General features: G+C 33.3%; 13 protein-coding genes. 1 reads left to right on the top strand and 12 read right to left on the bottom strand.

Going from position 1 to position 18,228, the window contains the following annotated elements:
- Positions 1 to 147: 147 nt before the first annotated feature.
- The 7 genes from pruA to map form a co-directional block, all read right to left on the bottom strand.
- On the bottom strand, positions 148 to 1,773 hold the full coding sequence (gene pruA / locus NJT12_RS14135) for an L-glutamate gamma-semialdehyde dehydrogenase (protein ID WP_271336565.1): 1,626 nt from the start codon (positions 1,771 to 1,773) through the stop codon (positions 148 to 150).
- Positions 1,774 to 2,177: 404 nt separating this feature from the next.
- Positions 2,178 to 2,564: a Co2+/Mg2+ efflux protein ApaG gene (gene apaG, locus NJT12_RS14130; protein ID WP_271336564.1), complete on the bottom strand. Its 387-nt coding sequence runs from the start codon at positions 2,562 to 2,564 to the stop codon at positions 2,178 to 2,180.
- A gap of 79 nt (positions 2,565 to 2,643) precedes the next feature.
- Complete coding sequence (locus NJT12_RS14125) at positions 2,644 to 3,906, bottom strand: type IX secretion system plug protein (RefSeq protein WP_271336568.1); 1,263 nt, start codon at positions 3,904 to 3,906, stop codon at positions 2,644 to 2,646.
- Between the two features lie 78 nt (positions 3,907 to 3,984).
- Entirely contained in the window at positions 3,985 to 6,834 is a 2,850-nt protein-coding gene (locus NJT12_RS14120; RefSeq protein WP_271336563.1) for a DEAD/DEAH box helicase, read from the bottom strand.
- A 181-nt stretch (positions 6,835 to 7,015) separates the two neighbouring features.
- On the bottom strand, positions 7,016 to 7,789 hold the full coding sequence (locus NJT12_RS14115; RefSeq protein ID WP_271336562.1) for a class I SAM-dependent methyltransferase: 774 nt from the start codon (positions 7,787 to 7,789) through the stop codon (positions 7,016 to 7,018).
- 128 nt (positions 7,790 to 7,917) lie between these two features.
- Positions 7,918 to 8,250 (bottom strand): GxxExxY protein, encoded by a 333-nt coding sequence (locus tag NJT12_RS14110; RefSeq protein ID WP_338083387.1) that lies wholly within the window; start codon positions 8,248 to 8,250, stop codon positions 7,918 to 7,920.
- Between the two features lie 52 nt (positions 8,251 to 8,302).
- Positions 8,303 to 9,121, bottom strand: coding sequence for a type I methionyl aminopeptidase (gene map, locus NJT12_RS14105; RefSeq protein WP_271336561.1), 819 nt, complete (start codon positions 9,119 to 9,121; stop codon positions 8,303 to 8,305).
- A 254-nt stretch (positions 9,122 to 9,375) separates the two neighbouring features.
- Between map and NJT12_RS14100 the strand changes: the two genes are divergently transcribed.
- Positions 9,376 to 10,632: a DUF445 domain-containing protein gene (locus NJT12_RS14100; protein WP_271336560.1), complete on the top strand. Its 1,257-nt coding sequence runs from the start codon at positions 9,376 to 9,378 to the stop codon at positions 10,630 to 10,632.
- Positions 10,633 to 10,743: 111 nt separating this feature from the next.
- Here the strand turns inward: NJT12_RS14100 and NJT12_RS14095 are convergent, their stop codons facing one another.
- From NJT12_RS14095 to gpmI, 5 genes are all read right to left on the bottom strand, one after another.
- Complete coding sequence (locus NJT12_RS14095; protein ID WP_271336559.1) at positions 10,744 to 12,132, bottom strand: TolC family protein; 1,389 nt, start codon at positions 12,130 to 12,132, stop codon at positions 10,744 to 10,746.
- A complete protein-coding gene (locus tag NJT12_RS14090) occupies positions 12,132 to 13,478 on the bottom strand; it encodes an HlyD family secretion protein (RefSeq protein WP_271336558.1) in 1,347 nt (448 codons plus the stop codon). Before NJT12_RS14090 ends, NJT12_RS14095 begins: the two co-directional genes overlap by 1 nt.
- A gap of 3 nt (positions 13,479 to 13,481) precedes the next feature.
- Positions 13,482 to 15,143, bottom strand: coding sequence for a peptidase domain-containing ABC transporter (locus NJT12_RS14085; RefSeq protein WP_271336557.1), 1,662 nt, complete (start codon positions 15,141 to 15,143; stop codon positions 13,482 to 13,484).
- Between the two features lie 16 nt (positions 15,144 to 15,159).
- Positions 15,160 to 15,831 carry a TetR/AcrR family transcriptional regulator gene (locus NJT12_RS14080; RefSeq protein WP_271336556.1) on the bottom strand — a complete coding sequence of 224 codons (672 nt, stop codon included), beginning with the start codon at positions 15,829 to 15,831 and terminating at the stop codon, positions 15,160 to 15,162.
- Positions 15,832 to 16,100: 269 nt separating this feature from the next.
- Positions 16,101 to 17,618, bottom strand: a complete 1,518-nt coding sequence (gene gpmI, locus NJT12_RS14075; RefSeq protein ID WP_271336567.1) for a 2,3-bisphosphoglycerate-independent phosphoglycerate mutase — start codon at positions 17,616 to 17,618, stop codon at positions 16,101 to 16,103.
- Between the last annotated feature and the right edge of the window lie 610 nt (positions 17,619 to 18,228).

Here is an 18,228-nt window from a genome sequence, read left to right as displayed (position 1 = left end):
GGGTTTAAAAATAGAAAAAAAGTTATTTCCGAAAAACATTTTGAGCTTTTAAATTTGCTCAAATATTTTTCAGAATAACTTTTCAACTTACACAGTTAGTGAGACACTACCCTAAAATCTGAAACTTTAAACTTCAAACAAAATTTATTAACCTAAGAAAGGATATTTGTAATCTTCCGGAGTTACAAAAGTTTCTTTGATAGTTCTAGGAGAAGCCCAACGTAATAAGTTCAAAGCAGAACCTGCTTTATCGTTAGTTCCTGAAGCTCTTGCTCCACCAAACGGCTGCATTCCTACAACAGCTCCTGTTGGTTTATCGTTGATGTAGAAGTTACCAGCTGCATTTTGCAATTTCGTAGTCGCTACTTCAATAGCATAACGATCCTGGCTGAAAACTGCTCCTGTAAGAGCATACTCAGAAGTAGTATCAACTAATTCTAAAGTCTCTTCCCATTTTGCATCTTCGTACAGATAAATAGTAATAACTGGTCCGAATAATTCGGTTTCCATTGTAGTATATTTAGGGTTTGTGGTTACAATAACTGTTGGCTCAATAAAGTACCCTACAGATTTATCGTAGTTTCCGCCAACGATGATTTCAGCGTCAGCATCTTTTTTAGCCTGATCGATAAAACCAGCTAATTTATCAAAAGAACCTTCGTGAATAACTGCAGTAATAAAGTTTCCGAAATCTTCCGGAGAACCCATTTTCATCGATTTTGCATCAGCAATTAATTGTTCTTTTACAGCTGGCCATAAACTTTGCGGAATATAAGCTCTTGAAGCTGCAGAACATTTTTGCCCTTGAAATTCAAATGCACCACGAGTAATTCCTGTAGAAACTTGTTTTGCATTAGCACTTGGGTGAGCGATGATAAAATCTTTACCACCAGTTTCTCCTACGATTCTTGGGTATGTTTTATAGTTATGGATATTTGCTCCAATTTTTGCCCAGATATCTTTAAATACGTGAGTTGATCCTGTAAAGTGAACTCCGGCGAAATCACGACTTGCCAAAACAGTATCAGTGATCATTAAAGCATCTCCAAAAACAACGTTGATAACGCCATCAGGAACACCAGCTTCTTTGAAAACATCGATGATAATTTTTGCAGAAAAAACCTGGCTATCACTTGGTTTCCAGATTACAACGTTACCCATCATTGCAGCACTTGCAGGAAGATTTGCAGCAATAGCAGTAAAGTTAAAAGGAGTAATCGCGTAAACAAAACCTTCAAGAGGTCTGTATTCTAAACGATTCCATGTAGTAGAATCAGATTTTGGCTGATCTCCGTAAATCTGAGTCATAAATTCTACGTTGTAACGTAAAAAGTCGATCAATTCGCAAGAAGCATCAATTTCTGCCTGATGAATATTTTTAGATTGTCCAATCATTGTAGCTGCATTAATACGAGCTCTGTATGGACCTGCAATAAGTTCAGCAGCTTTTAAGAAAATAGCAGCACGTTGTTCCCATGCCATATTTGCCCATGCTTTTCTTGATTCAAGAGCATTAGCAATTGCTTTTTCGATATGTTGTTTTTCAGCTAAGTGATAAGTTCCTACAATGTGTTTGTGATCGTGAGGAGCTGATATTGTTCTTGTATTTCCAGTTCTGATTTCTTCGCTTCCGATGTATAACGGAACGTCAATTTGAGAATTCCACAATGTGGTGTAAGCCGCCTGAACAGCTGCTTTTTCTGGTGAGTTAGGTGCGTAGCTTTTTACAGGCTCGTTTACCGCTTTTGGTACATGAAAGAATCCTTTTAGCATTTTATTTAAAATTAGATAATTAGACAATTTAAGGGTTAGATGATTTGATTTGTTACGAATAATCTAACGTTGCACAAAAGTACAAAGGATAAATTAATAATTTGATAATTTTGTGATTTAGATAACGATAAAAAAGACAGTTTTTAAAGGGCAACACAAAAACCCGAGGAGAAACACAAAACATTTTGTAGTGTAAATAATTTTACCGCAAAGCGCGCAAAGTTTTTTATTAGTAAGGTTTTGTAAAACCACAAAGTTCGCAAAGTTTTGTATTGATCCAGTTTTGTGAACTTTGTGGTTTCTATGCGTAAAGTAAAATTAAATCTTAGTGTGCTTTGCGGTAAAATTCATTCCTAATTTATAGCTCCACAGGTTTTTGCATTGATTCGTTTTTAAACTACAATCTAGTTTAAAGCAAAAGGAGCACACATTCTAAAAGTAGGAACAATAACTTTAAATGTTTTTGTACTGGTAAAATTGATCATATTAAAATAACCTTTCATCGCACCATAAGGAGATGATAGAAGGCAACCTGAACTATAAGTGTGATTTTCTCCAGGTTTCAGAACCGGTTTTTTTCCAATAACGCCTTCTCCGTCTACAATTTCTAAGTCGTTCAAAGAATCAAATATTTCCCAGTGACGAGAAGTTAACTGAACTGAATCTTTGCTGTGATTTTCGATTGTAACTACATAACTAAAAGCAAAGTGAATCTTGTAGTTCTTGAAGTAAGTACCTTCAAAACTAGTCAAAACAGATATTTTTATGCCTCTTGTTATCTGAGAAACCATACTAAAGTAGTATATATGTGTGGGTTATAGTTGCAAATCTACAAAAAAAAATCTTTCGATTTAAAACCTTAACAATGTTTTAATTTATGATGTTTATAGAGTTAGCATTTCCTTTTCCTATAACTCTTTGATAGCGATCAGTGCTTTCTTTGTAATAAACTAAGATGGTGTACTCATTTTCAGTTTGATAAAAGTTTCCATCAATCGCATTTTGATAATCAATTGCACCTTTTCTATCCGCAATAGTATATTGAAAATTAGTAAAACCTTGCTTAATCATTACCGCTTTTTCATAAAGTCCCTTATCAGTATTATAGTCCATTTTGTATTCCGGCGACAAACTGTAGTTATTAAACATTCCGGTAATGTAAATATCTTTCGTCGATGATCTGAAAGTAGGGGCCGAAAGACTGAAATAAACCCACGCATAATCAGCTTCGATTTCGTTATTGGAAGCATTGATGTTTTTAACAACAAAATTGCCATTTATATCTTGGTAAACTGAATATATCTGATTGGCTCTTGCCTGATTCGTGTATAAATAAGCGTTGTAAATATCATTGTTCGCACCAACTCGGCCTACGTTATTACTTGCGGCGCGAATGTCTTTATTTTCGAAATATAAAAATTCATTTCCACCCCAAAACTGTGTTTCCTTATCGTATTTATAAACCAATTGATTTCCGATTGTGTATTGTGGCGGAACATTTTTTATAGCAGTATTAAAGTTACCATTTTGCAGCAATACAATTTTTACGTTTTGTATTGGAGTCTGAAAAACAATATCATTTGATAGTATCGAAAAATCCAAGTTTTGTTTGTAATCTATATTTGTAACATCGCGGCTTCGTTTGACCTGAGCTGCAACTGTAGCATGGTTTTCGTATAAAATGAATTTTCTCGAGAAAACAACTTCCTTATCTTCATTTAGAATCCTAAGCATGTAATTTCCCGAAATACGTAATTGTGATGTAAATTGATTCGGGAACGCAAGTCGGTAATGAGAATAAACCTGAAGCGTATTAAATGAATTTACATAATCAGTAATTCTTTGATTGTCAAAACCACTAATGTAATCAGTCTTAGGAATGTCTGTTGGTTTCCAGTTGTAATCGCAATGTATCAATTCAAAATAATAATTAGCCTCATTGCCAAATAAATCATCAAATTGAAAGGTAAAAGTATCGCCTAATTCGAATATAGGAACAACGTTACTGCCGTTTTGAACAAAGGAAACGGTTTTGATATTGTACGGAGGATCAATTTCGGTTTGTACTTCCTGTGCTGCTGCTGAAGCAAAAAATAAAATAAACAGAAGATTTCTAAATAAAAATTTTGGCATCATATTACGTTGTAAGATTGTAAATATAACAATTTTATATAAAGTAACAGGATGCCGCTTTTTCAGGTTGCAAATTTATCAGGAACCCAAAATGTATTCGAGATTAACTTCGATTTCGTCGTTAATGTAACTTTCTTCTAAAAGGGAATCAGATAAGAGCTTTTTGTTTTCCTGTAGTTTGATTATTTTTTCTTCGACCGTATTTTTCGAAATAAACCGGATAACATTTACTTTATTTAATTGTCCAATTCGGTGCGCCCGGCCAACACCTTGTTTCTCAGCAAAAGGATTCCACCACGGATCTAAGAATAAAACATACGAAGCTTTAGTAATATTTAAACCTACGCCACCTGCTTTTAGCGAAATAAAAAATAACAAAGGATTTTCCTTTTCCTGAAACCGCTTTACCTGTTGTTCCCTTTTATTGGCAGGCGTTTCGCCTGTAATCTCACAATAATCTATTTTGTTCTCCTTGCACCAATCAGAGTAAAAATTCAGATTAGTAACAAACGAGCTAAAAATGATGGTTTTTTGTTTTCCTTTTACCAGGTTTTCAAGATAATTAGTGACCGCAATATATTTTCCAGAGTCAATTTCTGACTCCTGATCAACCATTTTAGGATGATTGCTCAATTGCCTTAATTTCATCAGCGTGTTGATAATGCTAATTTTATCAGGGCTTGATCCGTCTGTTTTTAGTAAAAAATTACGGGCTTTAGATTTTTCCTTCTCATATAATTTCTCCTGTTCGGGATCCATGTTGCAATAATAAATCTGTTCTGTTAATTCCGGTAAATCTTTTAAAACCTGTTCTTTAGTTCTTCTTAAGATATAAGGCTGGATGAGGTTTTTTAATTCAGACAAACTGTTTTCGTCCTGCTTTTTCTCAATCGGAATTTTAAAATTTTCTGCAAAAAAGTTATAACTTCCCAAAATATCAGGATTTATAAATTGCATCTGCGACCATAAATCGTCCAGTGAATTTTCGATAGGTGTACCACTCAGCGCCATTTTGTGGGCTGTATTTATTTTATTTATCGCTTTAAAAATTTTAGAATTTTTGTTTTTAATGTATTGGCTTTCGTCCAGAATTAAATAACGAAAATTGTATTTTTCTAAAATTGATATATCGCGATGAACAATACTGTAGCTCGTAAAAATTAAATCTGATGATTCTAATCTGTGTTGTAATAATTTTCTATCGTTACCCACATATTGCATTTTCGAAAAATGCGGGGTAAATTTCAGGGCTTCGTTGTACCAGTTAAAAACCAATGAAGAAGGTAAAACAATCAATGCTTTCAAAGGTTCTCTTTCTATGGTCGTTTCATTTTGAAACAAATCAAAATTCGTAGTTTTAGTAGTATATCCCAATTGTTCCTGTACTGCAACCAGAACGGCTAAGGTTTGCAGTGTCTTACCGAGTCCCATGTCATCAGCAAGGCAAGCGCCCAAATTGGAGTTAAAATGACCTAAAAGCCATTTTACGCCATCAATTTGATAAGGTCGTAAAGTTGCTTTCAGCAAATCAGAAGATACATATTCGGCTTTGTGAATCACATCGCTTTTTATTTCCGGAATTGCATCTAAAGCGGCAAAATTACTTTTGCGTAAAAGCAGAGTGCCATTTTCTGTTTTGGCTAATTTGGCCAACGAGCTGTACTTACTAAGCCATTCTAAAGGAATCAGGAAATAGTTTCCGTCAGGCAGTAAAAAAAGTCTTTCCTTACTTTTTATGTTGGGTATAATTTCGCTGAAATTGATCGTGTAGGTACCAATCGAAATGATTATTTTGATATCAAACCAATCTTCTTTTGTCTCTTCTTTTAAGGCTGAAATGCTGTGGCTTTCTGTAATGATTTCTTTGCTTTCCAGTTTCAGATTCTCAATAGTAAATCCTAATCTTTCCAGATCTTCCTTACGATCAATAATCAATTGAATATTGACATAGGGATCGTGAATTTCGGCATCTGAATTTCGTCCAAACAAATCATTTTTGATTTTTACTAAACCAATTTCAAGTAATTTTTCTGTGTGTGTAATTTCATCGGGACTTCGCTTGAACTGAATTATTTTGGGTTCGTTAGGGATGCTAAAATCAACAAATGAATGTGTTTTTTTAGTTTTACCGGCATCAAACGAATATCCATTATAATCAAAGTATAAGTTGAGGTAATAACAGTTTTTAAAAAAGTCATAAACAGGCTGAATCGTACTGGAAATAATTGTATCACGAAGTTCAATTTCAAAACCTGTTGCTTCGATATCAATTTTTTTGGCTATTTCAGGAATGAAATTTTTAAAATAAGTATCAACTAATTTTGAAGGGATTTCAATTGATTTCTTAGTCAGAAAAGGCTGTATTTTTTTAGCGTTAAGTTCTTTAAGCTGACTTAGTTTTTTATTGGTGATGATCCATCCGGGCTCATCCACAAGAATTTCGATGCTGCCATTCATGGGTAAAAAGGTAGTTTCGTTTTCTTTTAAAGATAAAGTATACGTAATTCCGTCAGTATGTTTGTTAAACTGAATCTCAGGCTCTAAATACAACGGATCTGTACTGACTCTTGAACGGTAAAAATCCTTTTCGGCACTCATATTAAGAGATAGCGGAAATTGCTCTTTTACAATTATAGTATAAAAGGAATCTAAATTTATCTTGAGATGCTGTTGAATGGCATATTTAATTTTTGAATCCTTTTGCAAATCAGCAATTGTTTTTGCGGACTTGATTTTTGCACTGAATTTTTTAAAAATAAAATCAGGCTTTAAAGATTCGCAAACCGTCAGTATTTTTTTTGTATTGGCATCTAAATTTTCAAAAACAATAAAAAAACTTTCAAGGACGTCTTTAGTTGCTTTTTTGTTTAAATATTTAATTTCATCAGTATTCTCAACGATATAAGCCGTTGGAATATAAACATTCATGTTTTTTTCTAAACTGATGTCAAAGCAGAACTGAAATGATTTTGAAAGATCCAAGATTAGGTTTTTGGTTGGGGTGTAATTTAGGAAGTTATCTAAATTTAAAAAGTTTTCAAAATAGAATTATTCTGAAAACTTTTTAAATGAACTTATATCACTTATATGGTGAGAAAATGTGAATGGTTTATTTTTCCGGCTTAAAACAAAGGGGGATGATTTCTCCTTTTGCCAGGCAATATTTTTCTACCAGTTCCGGAGCAATTTTATTAGTATAATCTTCTTCGATTACGATAAAACCAATGCTTCTTAATTTATCAAAATAATCACGGCCATAAATACGAACGTGATCGTATTGTCCAAATATTTTAGCACGTTCTTTTTGATCTGTAATAGTATCGTCAGCAAAAGTTACTGCTCTTGATAAATCTTGTGGAATTTGCAGAATCGCCATTCCGCCCGGTTTTAATACACGAAATAATTCCTGCATTGCTTTTGTATCGTCCGGAATATGTTCTAATACGTGGTTACACAAAATCACATCATACTCATTATCTTTAAATGGCAAATTACAGATGTCTGCTTTTACATCTGCCAAAGGCGAAAATAAATCCGTTGTAGTATAATCAAGGTTTTTCTGCTTGCGGTACATTTTATAAAAAGCTTGCTCGGGAGCAAAATGAAGTACTTTTTTTGGCGCCGTAAAAAAATCAGTCTGATCATTTAGATACAACCAAAGCAAACGGTGTCTCTCTAAGGAAAGTGTACTTGGCGAAAGCACATTATTGCGCTGTTTTCCGTATCCGTAAGGCAAAAACGATCTAAAACTTCTTCCGTCAATCGGATCAGTATATTTAGTTCCCTTTAATGATAGTGCCAAAACCGGTCGGGCCACATAACTCAAACGAATTAATAGTGGACGCGGGATTGTATTAAGGACGAGTTTAAAAAGTTTCTTCACAATAAATAAATTTGAACACGAATTTCACGAATTTACACGAATTAGTGTTGTGGTGAAATTTCACGAAGCTTTTGATTTGGGTTAAAGTATTATTCTTTTATATTTAAGGCTATCTTCGCCAAAGTTAACTAGTAAGCCAAGTTTGTTTTTGAAGCCGCCAGATAATTTAATGTTTGCTTTATTTCACTACTTGAAATTCCTACAATTGCTTTTAGTTCTAAAATGATTTGATCAAAAACTACAAAATCTGCAAAGTAATAACTTGATAAGATAATGTCTTTGTAAGCGATATTGTATTTCAATTCACGGTTATATGGTATTTCGTTTTTTTGAAACTCATATTCTAGAGCATCACCATAAACTTTTTTACTATGACCTTTTCCAAGAATTTTATGAACCTCCATGCAAATTCCAATAATTTTATAGGACTCTTCTTTTAAATATAATTCAGTCATCATCATTAGTGAAATTTTCGGCGTTACAATAATCCGTGCAAATTAGTGAAATTAGTGTTTATAGCACTAACGGCACTTTTCTGAATTCATCTTCCTCATTGCTTTCGATTCCTAAAGCTTTGTAAATGTATTGAAACGTTGATAAAATTTCTGGTTTTCCGTCTATTAATGCAACATCGTGCTCGAAATGCGCACTTGCTTTTCCGTCAGCGGTAGTAATTGTCCAGCCGTCTTTATGTTGTTTGATGTTTTTTGTACCTAGATTAATCATTGGTTCAATTGCAACCACCATTCCTTCGATAAAAAGTTTTCCGCGACCACGTTTTCCGTAGTTTGGCATTTCTGGTTCTTCGTGCATTTTTTGCCCTAAACCGTGGCCAACCAATTCACGAACAACACCGTAACCGTGAGATTCAGTATATTTCTGGATTGCGTTTCCAACATCTTCAACGCGATTTCCAGCTTTAAATTCTCTGATTCCTACGTAAAGAGATTCCTTAGTAACCTGCAAAAGTTTTTTTACTTCAGGAGCAACTTCTCCAATTTCAAAACTATACGCGTGATCACCATGATATCCGTTTTTGAAAGCACCACAATCAACCGAGATAACGTCACCACTTTTTAGAGGAGTATTATTAGGTATTCCGTGTACAACTTGCGAATTTGGACTCATACAAAGTGAATTCGGAAAATCATATAATCCTAAAAAGCTTGGTACCGCTCCGTGATCACGGATAAATTCTTCAGCTAATTTGTCTAAATATAATGTGGTAACTCCTTCTTTAATTTCAGAAGCAATCATTCCTAATGTTTTAGATACGATCAAAGCACTTTCGCGCATTAATTCGATTTCTTCACGTGATTTTACAATAATCATAATTTCGGATTTTCAGTTTGCAAAAGTACGATTTTAATATTATTTTTTATCTAAAATTTTTTGTCATGAATTTCACGAATTAGCAGGAATTAAATTTTAAACAATCTGCTTTAAAATTATTTTTTCATTAAAATGCAATTTTAAAGCAAATGCAATTCTTGCTAATTCGTGAAATTCGTGGCAAAACGTATATGGATAACGTTTTGAATTGACAGAAAAGCCGTAAATTAGTAATAGTTAAAAACGAATACATTATGGAAACATCTATAGATCAGGAAAATATATCAAAGAAAAAAGCGCTGAATAAAATGAAAAGAAATGCTTTGGCACTTTTAGGCTTTGCAGTACTTCTTTTCATAATCGCTATTTATTTTAAAATCCCAATGTTACAGGCTTTTAGTGAAGCTGCAATGGTGGGCGGAATTGCCGATTGGTTTGCTGTTGTCGCCTTATTTCGTCATCCGTTAGGAATACCAATTTGGCATACGGCAATTATCCCCACGAAAAAAAACGAGATTGGAGAAAACCTGGGGAATTTTGTTTCAGAAGAATTTTTGAATCGTGAAAAATTAGAAATTAAGTTAGAAGAATTCAACTTTGCTGCAAAAGCATCAGATTGGTTGTCGCAGGAAGAAAATGCGGATAAAATTGCCAATTTGGTTGCAGTGAATGTTATTCCGGGAGTTTTAAGAACAATAAAAGATGAAGATATAAAACGATTCATTCAGGTTCAATTCAAAGAAAAACTCGAAGGTGTCAATTTTGGAGATTGGGTTGCATTGGCTTTAGAACCTTTACAAAAAGGAAAATTTAAAGATCAATTGCTTACCAATTTACTGGAAGTGATGGCAAAGGAATTGAGTAATAATAAAGACCTGATTCGTAAAAAAGTAAAACAGTCAACACCATTTTTGAGTTTTGGTTTGGCTGATAAAAGTATTTCAGAAGGTGTTTTTAACGGATTGTATGATTTCCTGAATGAAGCCAAAAATCCTGAAAGTACGATCCGACTTAAAATAGACGAGTACATTAATGATTTTCTCGACAAAATAAAAAACTCTGAAGAGATGAGAATCAAAATCAATACTATGATTCTTGGTTTCGCCGGTAAAAAAGAGGTACAGGATTATATTAACGGAATTTGGGATGAAATAAAATTGTCTATTTCCAACGATTTAGACAAAGGCGAAGAATCATCAATCAAGAAAAGTATTTCGGGGTTGGTTCAAAGCTTCGGAAACGGAATAAAAGAAGATGTTGTAATGATTGAAAAAATCAATAATTTCATCAAAAACGATTTGCTTTCTATTCTTTTAAACAATAAAAAAGTGATTGGAGATTTAATTTCTTCAACCGTAAAAAGTTGGGATGGTCAAGAGGTTTCAGAAAAACTAGAATTAGAAATAGGGAAGGATCTTCAATATATTAGAATCAACGGAACTCTGGTAGGCGGACTTATCGGACTTTTAATCTACGCTGTGGAATGGACATATCATTATTTCGTGATTTAACTATATATTTTTAAACAATAACAAGTGATATAAGTTCATTTTAGTAGAGGCGGATAGCAATACGTCTATTTTGAAGTTTAAATGAACTTACATCACTTATATGGTGAAAACCTAATCTGGATTTGCCATGATTTTGAATAGCTCTGAGTTAGAGATGTAAAATCTGTTTTCCAGAGTAATTGAAGCTAATTTGGCGCTTACTAAATTATTCTCACGAGTATTGATCAGGAATAAAGAACTTTCTCCAAATGAGAACAAACGTTCTTCAGAATTGAGCATGGTGATATTATTTTCTACTAAATCTTTGGCCAGCTTTTTTTGTTTTACAAGCGAAATGATTTCTATTTTCTGAGCACTTATTTTGTTGGTTAATTGTGTTTTTTCCACCGCCAAAGCAAACTCATTTTCCTGAAGTTTATATTTTGCCAGTTTTAAACTTCCGCGTTCTTTTCTTAGAAACAAAGGAAAGTAAAACTCTAAACCAATTTTATAATCATCAAAACGATAATTATTGATATAACTTGGTTCAGATAAATAGGAGTAACCTACATTTATTTTTGGCAATAGCATATTTTGTTTGAGGTCTTTTTCTACCGTCAGAATTTCTATTTTATTTTGAAGCGCATTTAATTTTGGATGTGTTTCTAAGCTAAAATCCCTTTGCAAAAGATCATTTGTTTTTAGCGTTTCCTGCAACGTAGATTCAAGAGCTGCTTCCGGCACAAGTTCATCTGAAATTTCTAACGGAATATTATTGTCCAGCCACATAAAATTAGACAATTCGAGTTTTGCTTTTGCCAGTTTTAGTTTAGAATCTTCAAGACTTAACGCCCTGTTTTTTACAATAATTACTGCTTCAATACTGTCTATGGCAGGTTTGTCGCCCTGAACGATTAAAGATTTGATTCCTTTTAAACGTATTTCAGCATTGCTGTTGTACATCTCATAAAGTTTCATCTCTTCAAAATTCTTCTTCCAGTTAAAATAAGCAATCGAAGCATCATACAAAACACTAACGGCCTCAAGTTTCCTTTCGGATTCACTAAGTTTTATCTGGATTTTAGCCATCCTTACATCCGCCATTCTTTGGTTAATGAATAATCCCTGACCTACAGGAACGCTGATTCCAAATGAAGTCAATCCCTGATTTGGAGTCGTGTTTTCAGGATTAAGATAAACACCTTCATTATTGTCAAAACCCGCTTTCAGTTCAATTCCGTACCATGTTGGTATTTTGAAACTACTGTTCAAAATAGAATAATATTCCTTGTCCTTAAATTGTTTTTTACTAAAATCAACTTCGATTTTTGGGTCAAAACCACCTCGTGCCATCATCAGATTGGCTTGTGCCTTACTTAATTCTAAATTCGCATTTTTAACCAATGGGTGGTATTTTTTTACATATCCAAGAAACTCATTATAAGTAAGTTCTTTAGAGAATTGTTGTTGACCAAAAACGGTACAACTCAAAAAAAGAAAAGCTATAAGTATTCGTTTCATTATTTTTTCTCTTTAGTTACAGTTTCACCACTCTTATAATAATTAGGAGGAAATCCGTTTAAGGTTCTCCATATTTCAAACCAAATTGGTACAGTATCTAATAAGGCAATTGTTTGTGCACCGGAACCAATACTCAATTGTTTAGGCCATTTCGCTTCGTCCGGATCAGGAGCAACCAGGATTCTGTATTTTCCATTAGGGCTAATAAAATTCTCTATAGCAACAACTTTACCTCCAAACGTTCCGTAAGACATATCCGGCCAGCCTGCAAATACAATTGTAGGCCATCCATCGAACCAAATACGTATCTTATCACCCTTTTTAATCAGCGGTAAATCAATTGGGTTTATGAATGTTTCAACAGCAATATCATAATGAGATGGCATTATAGTGACAATTGGGGTTCCTTCTTTTATCGTTTCTCCCAAACCTGCCTGAACAGCCCTGTTGATATAACCGTCTTGTACCGCCTTGATGTAGTACATTCCGTTTCTAAGACTATAATTAGTGTATTGATTTTCTAATTTGCTTACCTGAGCTTCAGTGTCAAATTTATTGCTCAGGGTTGTAAACTGGTCACTTTTTGCCTTTGCTGCTTTTTCAGCATATTCAGCAGAAATTCGGTTAATCTCAACCTTTGCATTTATATATTCGTTTTTGCTTGTCAGGTATTTATTTTCCTGAGTTATAATTTTTGCATCAACATCTTGCAATTTCAAACGTTTCTCTTCAACATCAGTAAGCGGTTTTAGTCCTTCTTTGTTTAGTTGTACAGAACGGTTGTATTGCGTATTTGCAATCTTTAATTGTGTTCTTGCGGCAACGAGATCAATACTGTCGCTTTTTATTTTTAAGAGAGATTGTTTTACTTTATTTCTGGCCTGTTCCAGTTTAAGTCTTTTTTCATTTTCTATTGATTGAATCTGGCTCGAAAGCGTTTGTACTTTTTCGTCATACGATTCTAAAGAGTTCTTTTTTGCCTCAACCTGATTTTTAGTGTTTGCAACCAAATTAGGATCCATGTAATCTTCCTTTATCTCAGAAATAAACAAGATAGTATCTCCTTTTTTTACAAAATCACCTTCCTGTACATACCACTTTTCGATTCGTCCGGAAATAACACTCTGAATCGATTGTGGTCTTTGGTTGGGTTTTAAAGTCGTTACAGAACCTGAACCGGAAATATTTTGTGTCCAGGGCAGGAAAAGTGCAATTATCCCCAAGATCGAAGTAGCTATTATTATCTTGTTTAAAATTTTATAATGAGGTCGGTTACTCAGGTTTTTTATAGTCGAGTATTGATCAAGTGACTGTAATTTTGTTTTGTTGTCAGATATATTTAGCATGACTTATTGTTTTTTTTGATCCAGGATAATAAGGCCGTGTTGCATCGTTATTGTTCGCGTTGACTTTGTTTTCCAATACGGGTTTTTAGAGGAAACAATAATCGTCCATTTATTGTTGTCAGAAGTAATGAAATCAATAATCTCATTCGCAACATTTTCATCCATGGTATCTGTTGGATCTTCATAGAACAGCACTTTTGGTCTGTGAATTATACTTCGCGCCAGTAGGATCTTCTGAGCATTAGAAGAAGATAATTGTCTTCCTTCAGGATAAATGTGAGTATTTAAGCCTTTTGGCAATAATTTGATCAACGGACTAAGCTGAACGCCATCAATCGCCCATTTTAAATCTTCGCTGCTTATAGAGGGGTCATTAAATGTGATGTTTTCTAAAATAGTCCCTTCAAAAGGTGTCTCGTTATGAATTATGCTGCCTATTTGCGAGCGATATTGTTTCAGGTTTATTTTTCTAAAAGTATCATCATTAATATAAAAAGCACCGGAACTTTGTTTTAATAAACCGGATAATACCCGGATCAGAGTTGTTTTTCCAGAGCCATTCTGACCATCAATAACGATTTTTTCGCCTTGTTCTATTTTTATGGAAATAGAAGCTAAAGCATTGATTTGTGAATCCGGAAATTTGAATTTTAAATTTTCAGTTTCTAAAGTAATATTGTTATAGCAAAGTTCGTTTTGCGAATCTGAATTTTCTTCTAATTCCAGATCAGTAACCTGACCTATTTTTTCGACAGAAGTTAAAACGTCGTAGAAACTTTCAAGTCCAATAATGATTTTTTCAACAGAATTAATCACTAACAAAATAATAATTTCTGCAGCAACAAACTGTCCAATATTCATTTCCTGACTCAATACTAAGTAACCTCCAATAGACAATAAACTTGCCGTAATGATAATTTTGAAAATGATCAATTGTATAAATTGCCTTTTGATAACGCTAAAATGTTTCTCGCGATAATTAAGATAACCAGTTACGATTGAGTTATTTTTCTGAAGGGCAAAATCATAGTTTAATTCATTCCTGAAACTAAAATTATTACGCGCCATTTCTTGCAGCCAACTTGCTACTTTATATTTAAACTTTGATTCTTTTAAGCTGGTTTCTATCCCTGATTTATACGAAAATCTAAAAATGAAGTATAAAAGCAAGAACAATAAAATTCCAAAAACAATAAAAAAAGGATGGTACAAGGACAGCAGGATAATCCCGAAGGTGATTTGAAGTAAAGCAGCCGAAAAATCAGTTAATAACTTCGAAGTTCCTTTTTGAATAGTCATAGTGTCAAAAAAGCGATTTGTTAATTCCGGCGGGTAGGTGCCATATAATTCCTCTGATTTTATTTTTGGTAAACGAGCTGCAAATGCAAACGAAGAACGTACAAATATTTTTTGCTGCAAGTTTTCTGTAATTCGCAATTGCATCAAAGACAAGATTCCAACAAGCGCAACTCCCGCAACAACTAATATGATAAGTACGATCCAGGATGCACTTACCCTTCCGGATTGTATAAAAGTTATAATCGCCTGAATCCCTAATGGAAGTGATAAACTGATTAACCCGGCAAAAATAGCATAGAAAAAAATCTGATAGATGTCCTTTTTGTCCAGCTCAAGTAAATTGTAAAATCGTTTTAATGGAGTCATAGTTTGTGTTTTGTAATTAGCGTAAAACGTTTTCTGCAAGATTTAAGTAAAATTGAGTCGTTGTAACCGTTTCATTGCAATCGGTAATTGTTTTTAAATGATCTGTTAGAAAATGTTGGTGCAGGCTTCCTTCAACAATTGTTGAAACTAATGATTTTGCAAATGGGTATTCAGGATTTACCTCCTTGACAATAGCAACAACCCTGTTGATAACCCTTTTGTAAATTAGAAAAAAACCTTCCTTGTTTTCTTCATCAACTTCTTTGGTATGAAGCGTTTTTGTAAATTCTGCAATTATTATTTTATTTAAAATTGCTTCGTTAATATGATCTGTTGAAATGTCATTAGTTACCTTCTCAGTAACTATTCTGATGGCTTTTTTGAGCTTTTCTTTTTTGTCTGTAATATTAGTAGTGCTAAAAACAAGTTTGTATTCCATCCAGCTCCAATACCATGAAGATAAATATACTAATAATTTGTGTTTGTTTTCGAAATAGCGATAAATAGAACTCTCATTTGAGCCTATTTTTTCTCCTAATTTTTTAAAGGTAAAATTATCAAAACCAATAGAGTCGATAAGAAAGATACTTTGCTCAATTATTTTTTTTCCCAATACAGATGTTTCCGGATCTTTAACATAGATCTTTTCGTTTACCTGCATTTTTATATTTGATAGTATAATTTCCATAACAATTATTTTGTAAGCAAATATAATAGTAATACTATCAATTATGAGATTTAAATCATTATTTCTTTAAAAAAAAAGCTATTCTTGTCTGGAATAGCTTTTTTTTGGTTCGGGTTTTTAGTCTCTTTTCAGTCACAGTCATAGTTTTGGTTTTTTGCTTGAGGTTATAAAATAGAAAACCCGACACATTTTTTTAAACGTGTCGGGTGTATTTTGTTGTTCCCAGTAATTACTGCAACTGAAAACTGAGACTGAAAACTTAAAAATTTCTACAACAACGAATGACAAGTCATTGCGTTTGGCTGCTGAACTCCCATTAGTTCTAAAATAGTAGGAGCGATGTCGCCTAAAACACCATTCTGAATGTTTTTTAATTCTTTATCAACCAGGATAATCGGTACTGGGTTTGTTGTGTGTGCTGTATTTGGGCTTCCATCAGGATTAATCATTGTTTCGCAATTTCCGTGATCGGCAATTACAATTGTAGTATAATCGTTGGCAAGAGCAGCTTCGATAACTTGTTTTACACAAGCGTCAACAGCTTCGCAGGCAAGAATTGCAGCACTCATAATTCCGGTATGACCCACCATGTCTCCATTAGCAAAATTCAAACAAACAAAATCAACTTCACCTTTATTCAATTCAGGAACAAGAGCAGCGGTAAGTTCAAAAGCACTCATTTCCGGTTGTAAATCGTAAGTGGCTACTTTAGGAGAGTTTCTTAAAATACGTGATTCGCCTTCAAAAGGAGTTTCTCTACCACCGGAGAAGAAAAACGTAACGTGCGGATATTTCTCAGTTTCGGCAATACGAATTTGTTTTTTACCTGCTTTTTCTAAAATCTCACCAAGAGTTTCAGTGATATTATCTTTATTGTAAACTACTTTTACGTTTTTGTACGTTTCGTCGTAGTTAGTAAGCGTTACATAATACAAGTTTAACTTGTGCATGTTTTGCTCGTGAAAGTCTTGTTGCGAAAGCGCTTCTGTAAGTTCACGACCTCTATCAGTTCTAAAATTAAAGAAAATCACCACATCGCCTTCAACAATTGTAGCTAATGGTTTTTCTTGTTCATCAACCATTACAATTGGAGCAATAAATTCATCAGTAACATCGTGAGCATAACTGTCAAGCATACTTGCAACTGCATTTTTAGAAGGAGTTCCAATTGCATTTACAACTAAGTCATAAGCTAATTTTACACGCTCCCAACGTTTGTCACGGTCCATTGCGTAATAACGGCCAATGATCGATGCAATTTTTACAGGAGTATCTTTAATATGTTCTTCTAAATCATGAATGTATTTAGCTCCTGATTTTGGGTCAACATCACGACCATCAGTAAAAGCATGAATAAAAACATCTTTTAAACCATATTCTTGAGAAGCGTCAATTAGTCCGCGTAAGTGAGATGTGTGAGAGTGAACACCACCATCAGAAACTAATCCTAAAAAGTGCACTTTCTTATTGTTTTCTTTAGCATAAGTAAAAGCATCAACCAGTACCTGCTCTTTTGCAAGTGTTTGATGCGCCACCGCTAAGTTTATTTTGGCTAAATCCTGATATACAATCCTTCCGGCACCAAGATTCATGTGACCCACTTCGCTGTTTCCCATTTGACCTTCAGGTAAACCAACATTTAATCCGTCAGTTCTAAGTTGTGCGCTTGGGTAATTTTGATAAAGACTGTTTATAAAAGGAACGTTTGCATTGTCTATTGCAGATACTTTAGGGTCAGGAGATTTCCCCCAACCGTCTAAAATCATAAGTATTACTTTCTTGTTCATCATTTTTAGTTTTTTACAAAGATAAGCCATTTCTAAAATTTGAAAGAATGCATTGTTACAATTATGCTTAATAAAATGAAGTGTATTAAAAAATAATAAATTGATTATAGAAGTCTTTATTTTTTAAAATTAATTCAGCACACACCGCCATTCTAATCTTGTTTTTAATCTTATTTATAGTTATTGAATATTTATTCTGGCAAGAAAATATAATCATTGATAAATAATGTTGTTGATAAAGCAGCATTTGTAGTACTCGAAAGCGAAGTGTAAATGGAAATAAAAAGAGGAAAGATTACTTAAAATAAATTTTTATTAATACCCATTATAATAAAATTATACTTTTAATCGTTACAAATATTAGTTTTTCAAATTTTTGCAGTTTTTGCTGTAATAATTCATATTCGTTATGTTTTTCTTAGGAAAATGATCAAAAACGTTTTGATTTTTATGATAAGTAAATATCTTACAAAAATATTCGTTTTTTCGTCTAAATGCTAATTAAATACTTTGATTTTGTTAAAGTTTAATCAAAAAAGCCCTGATTTACAGACATATATTTGGTCAAGTATATTTTTTTTATACTTTTGCCTTACCCAAATTTATTATT

It is taken from the genome of Flavobacterium azizsancarii (genome assembly GCF_027980145.1).
Lineage (GTDB): Bacteria > Bacteroidota > Bacteroidia > Flavobacteriales > Flavobacteriaceae > Flavobacterium > Flavobacterium azizsancarii.
The sequence above is the reverse complement of the archived record's forward strand: the minus strand, read 5'-3'. Positions and strand labels throughout refer to the sequence as shown.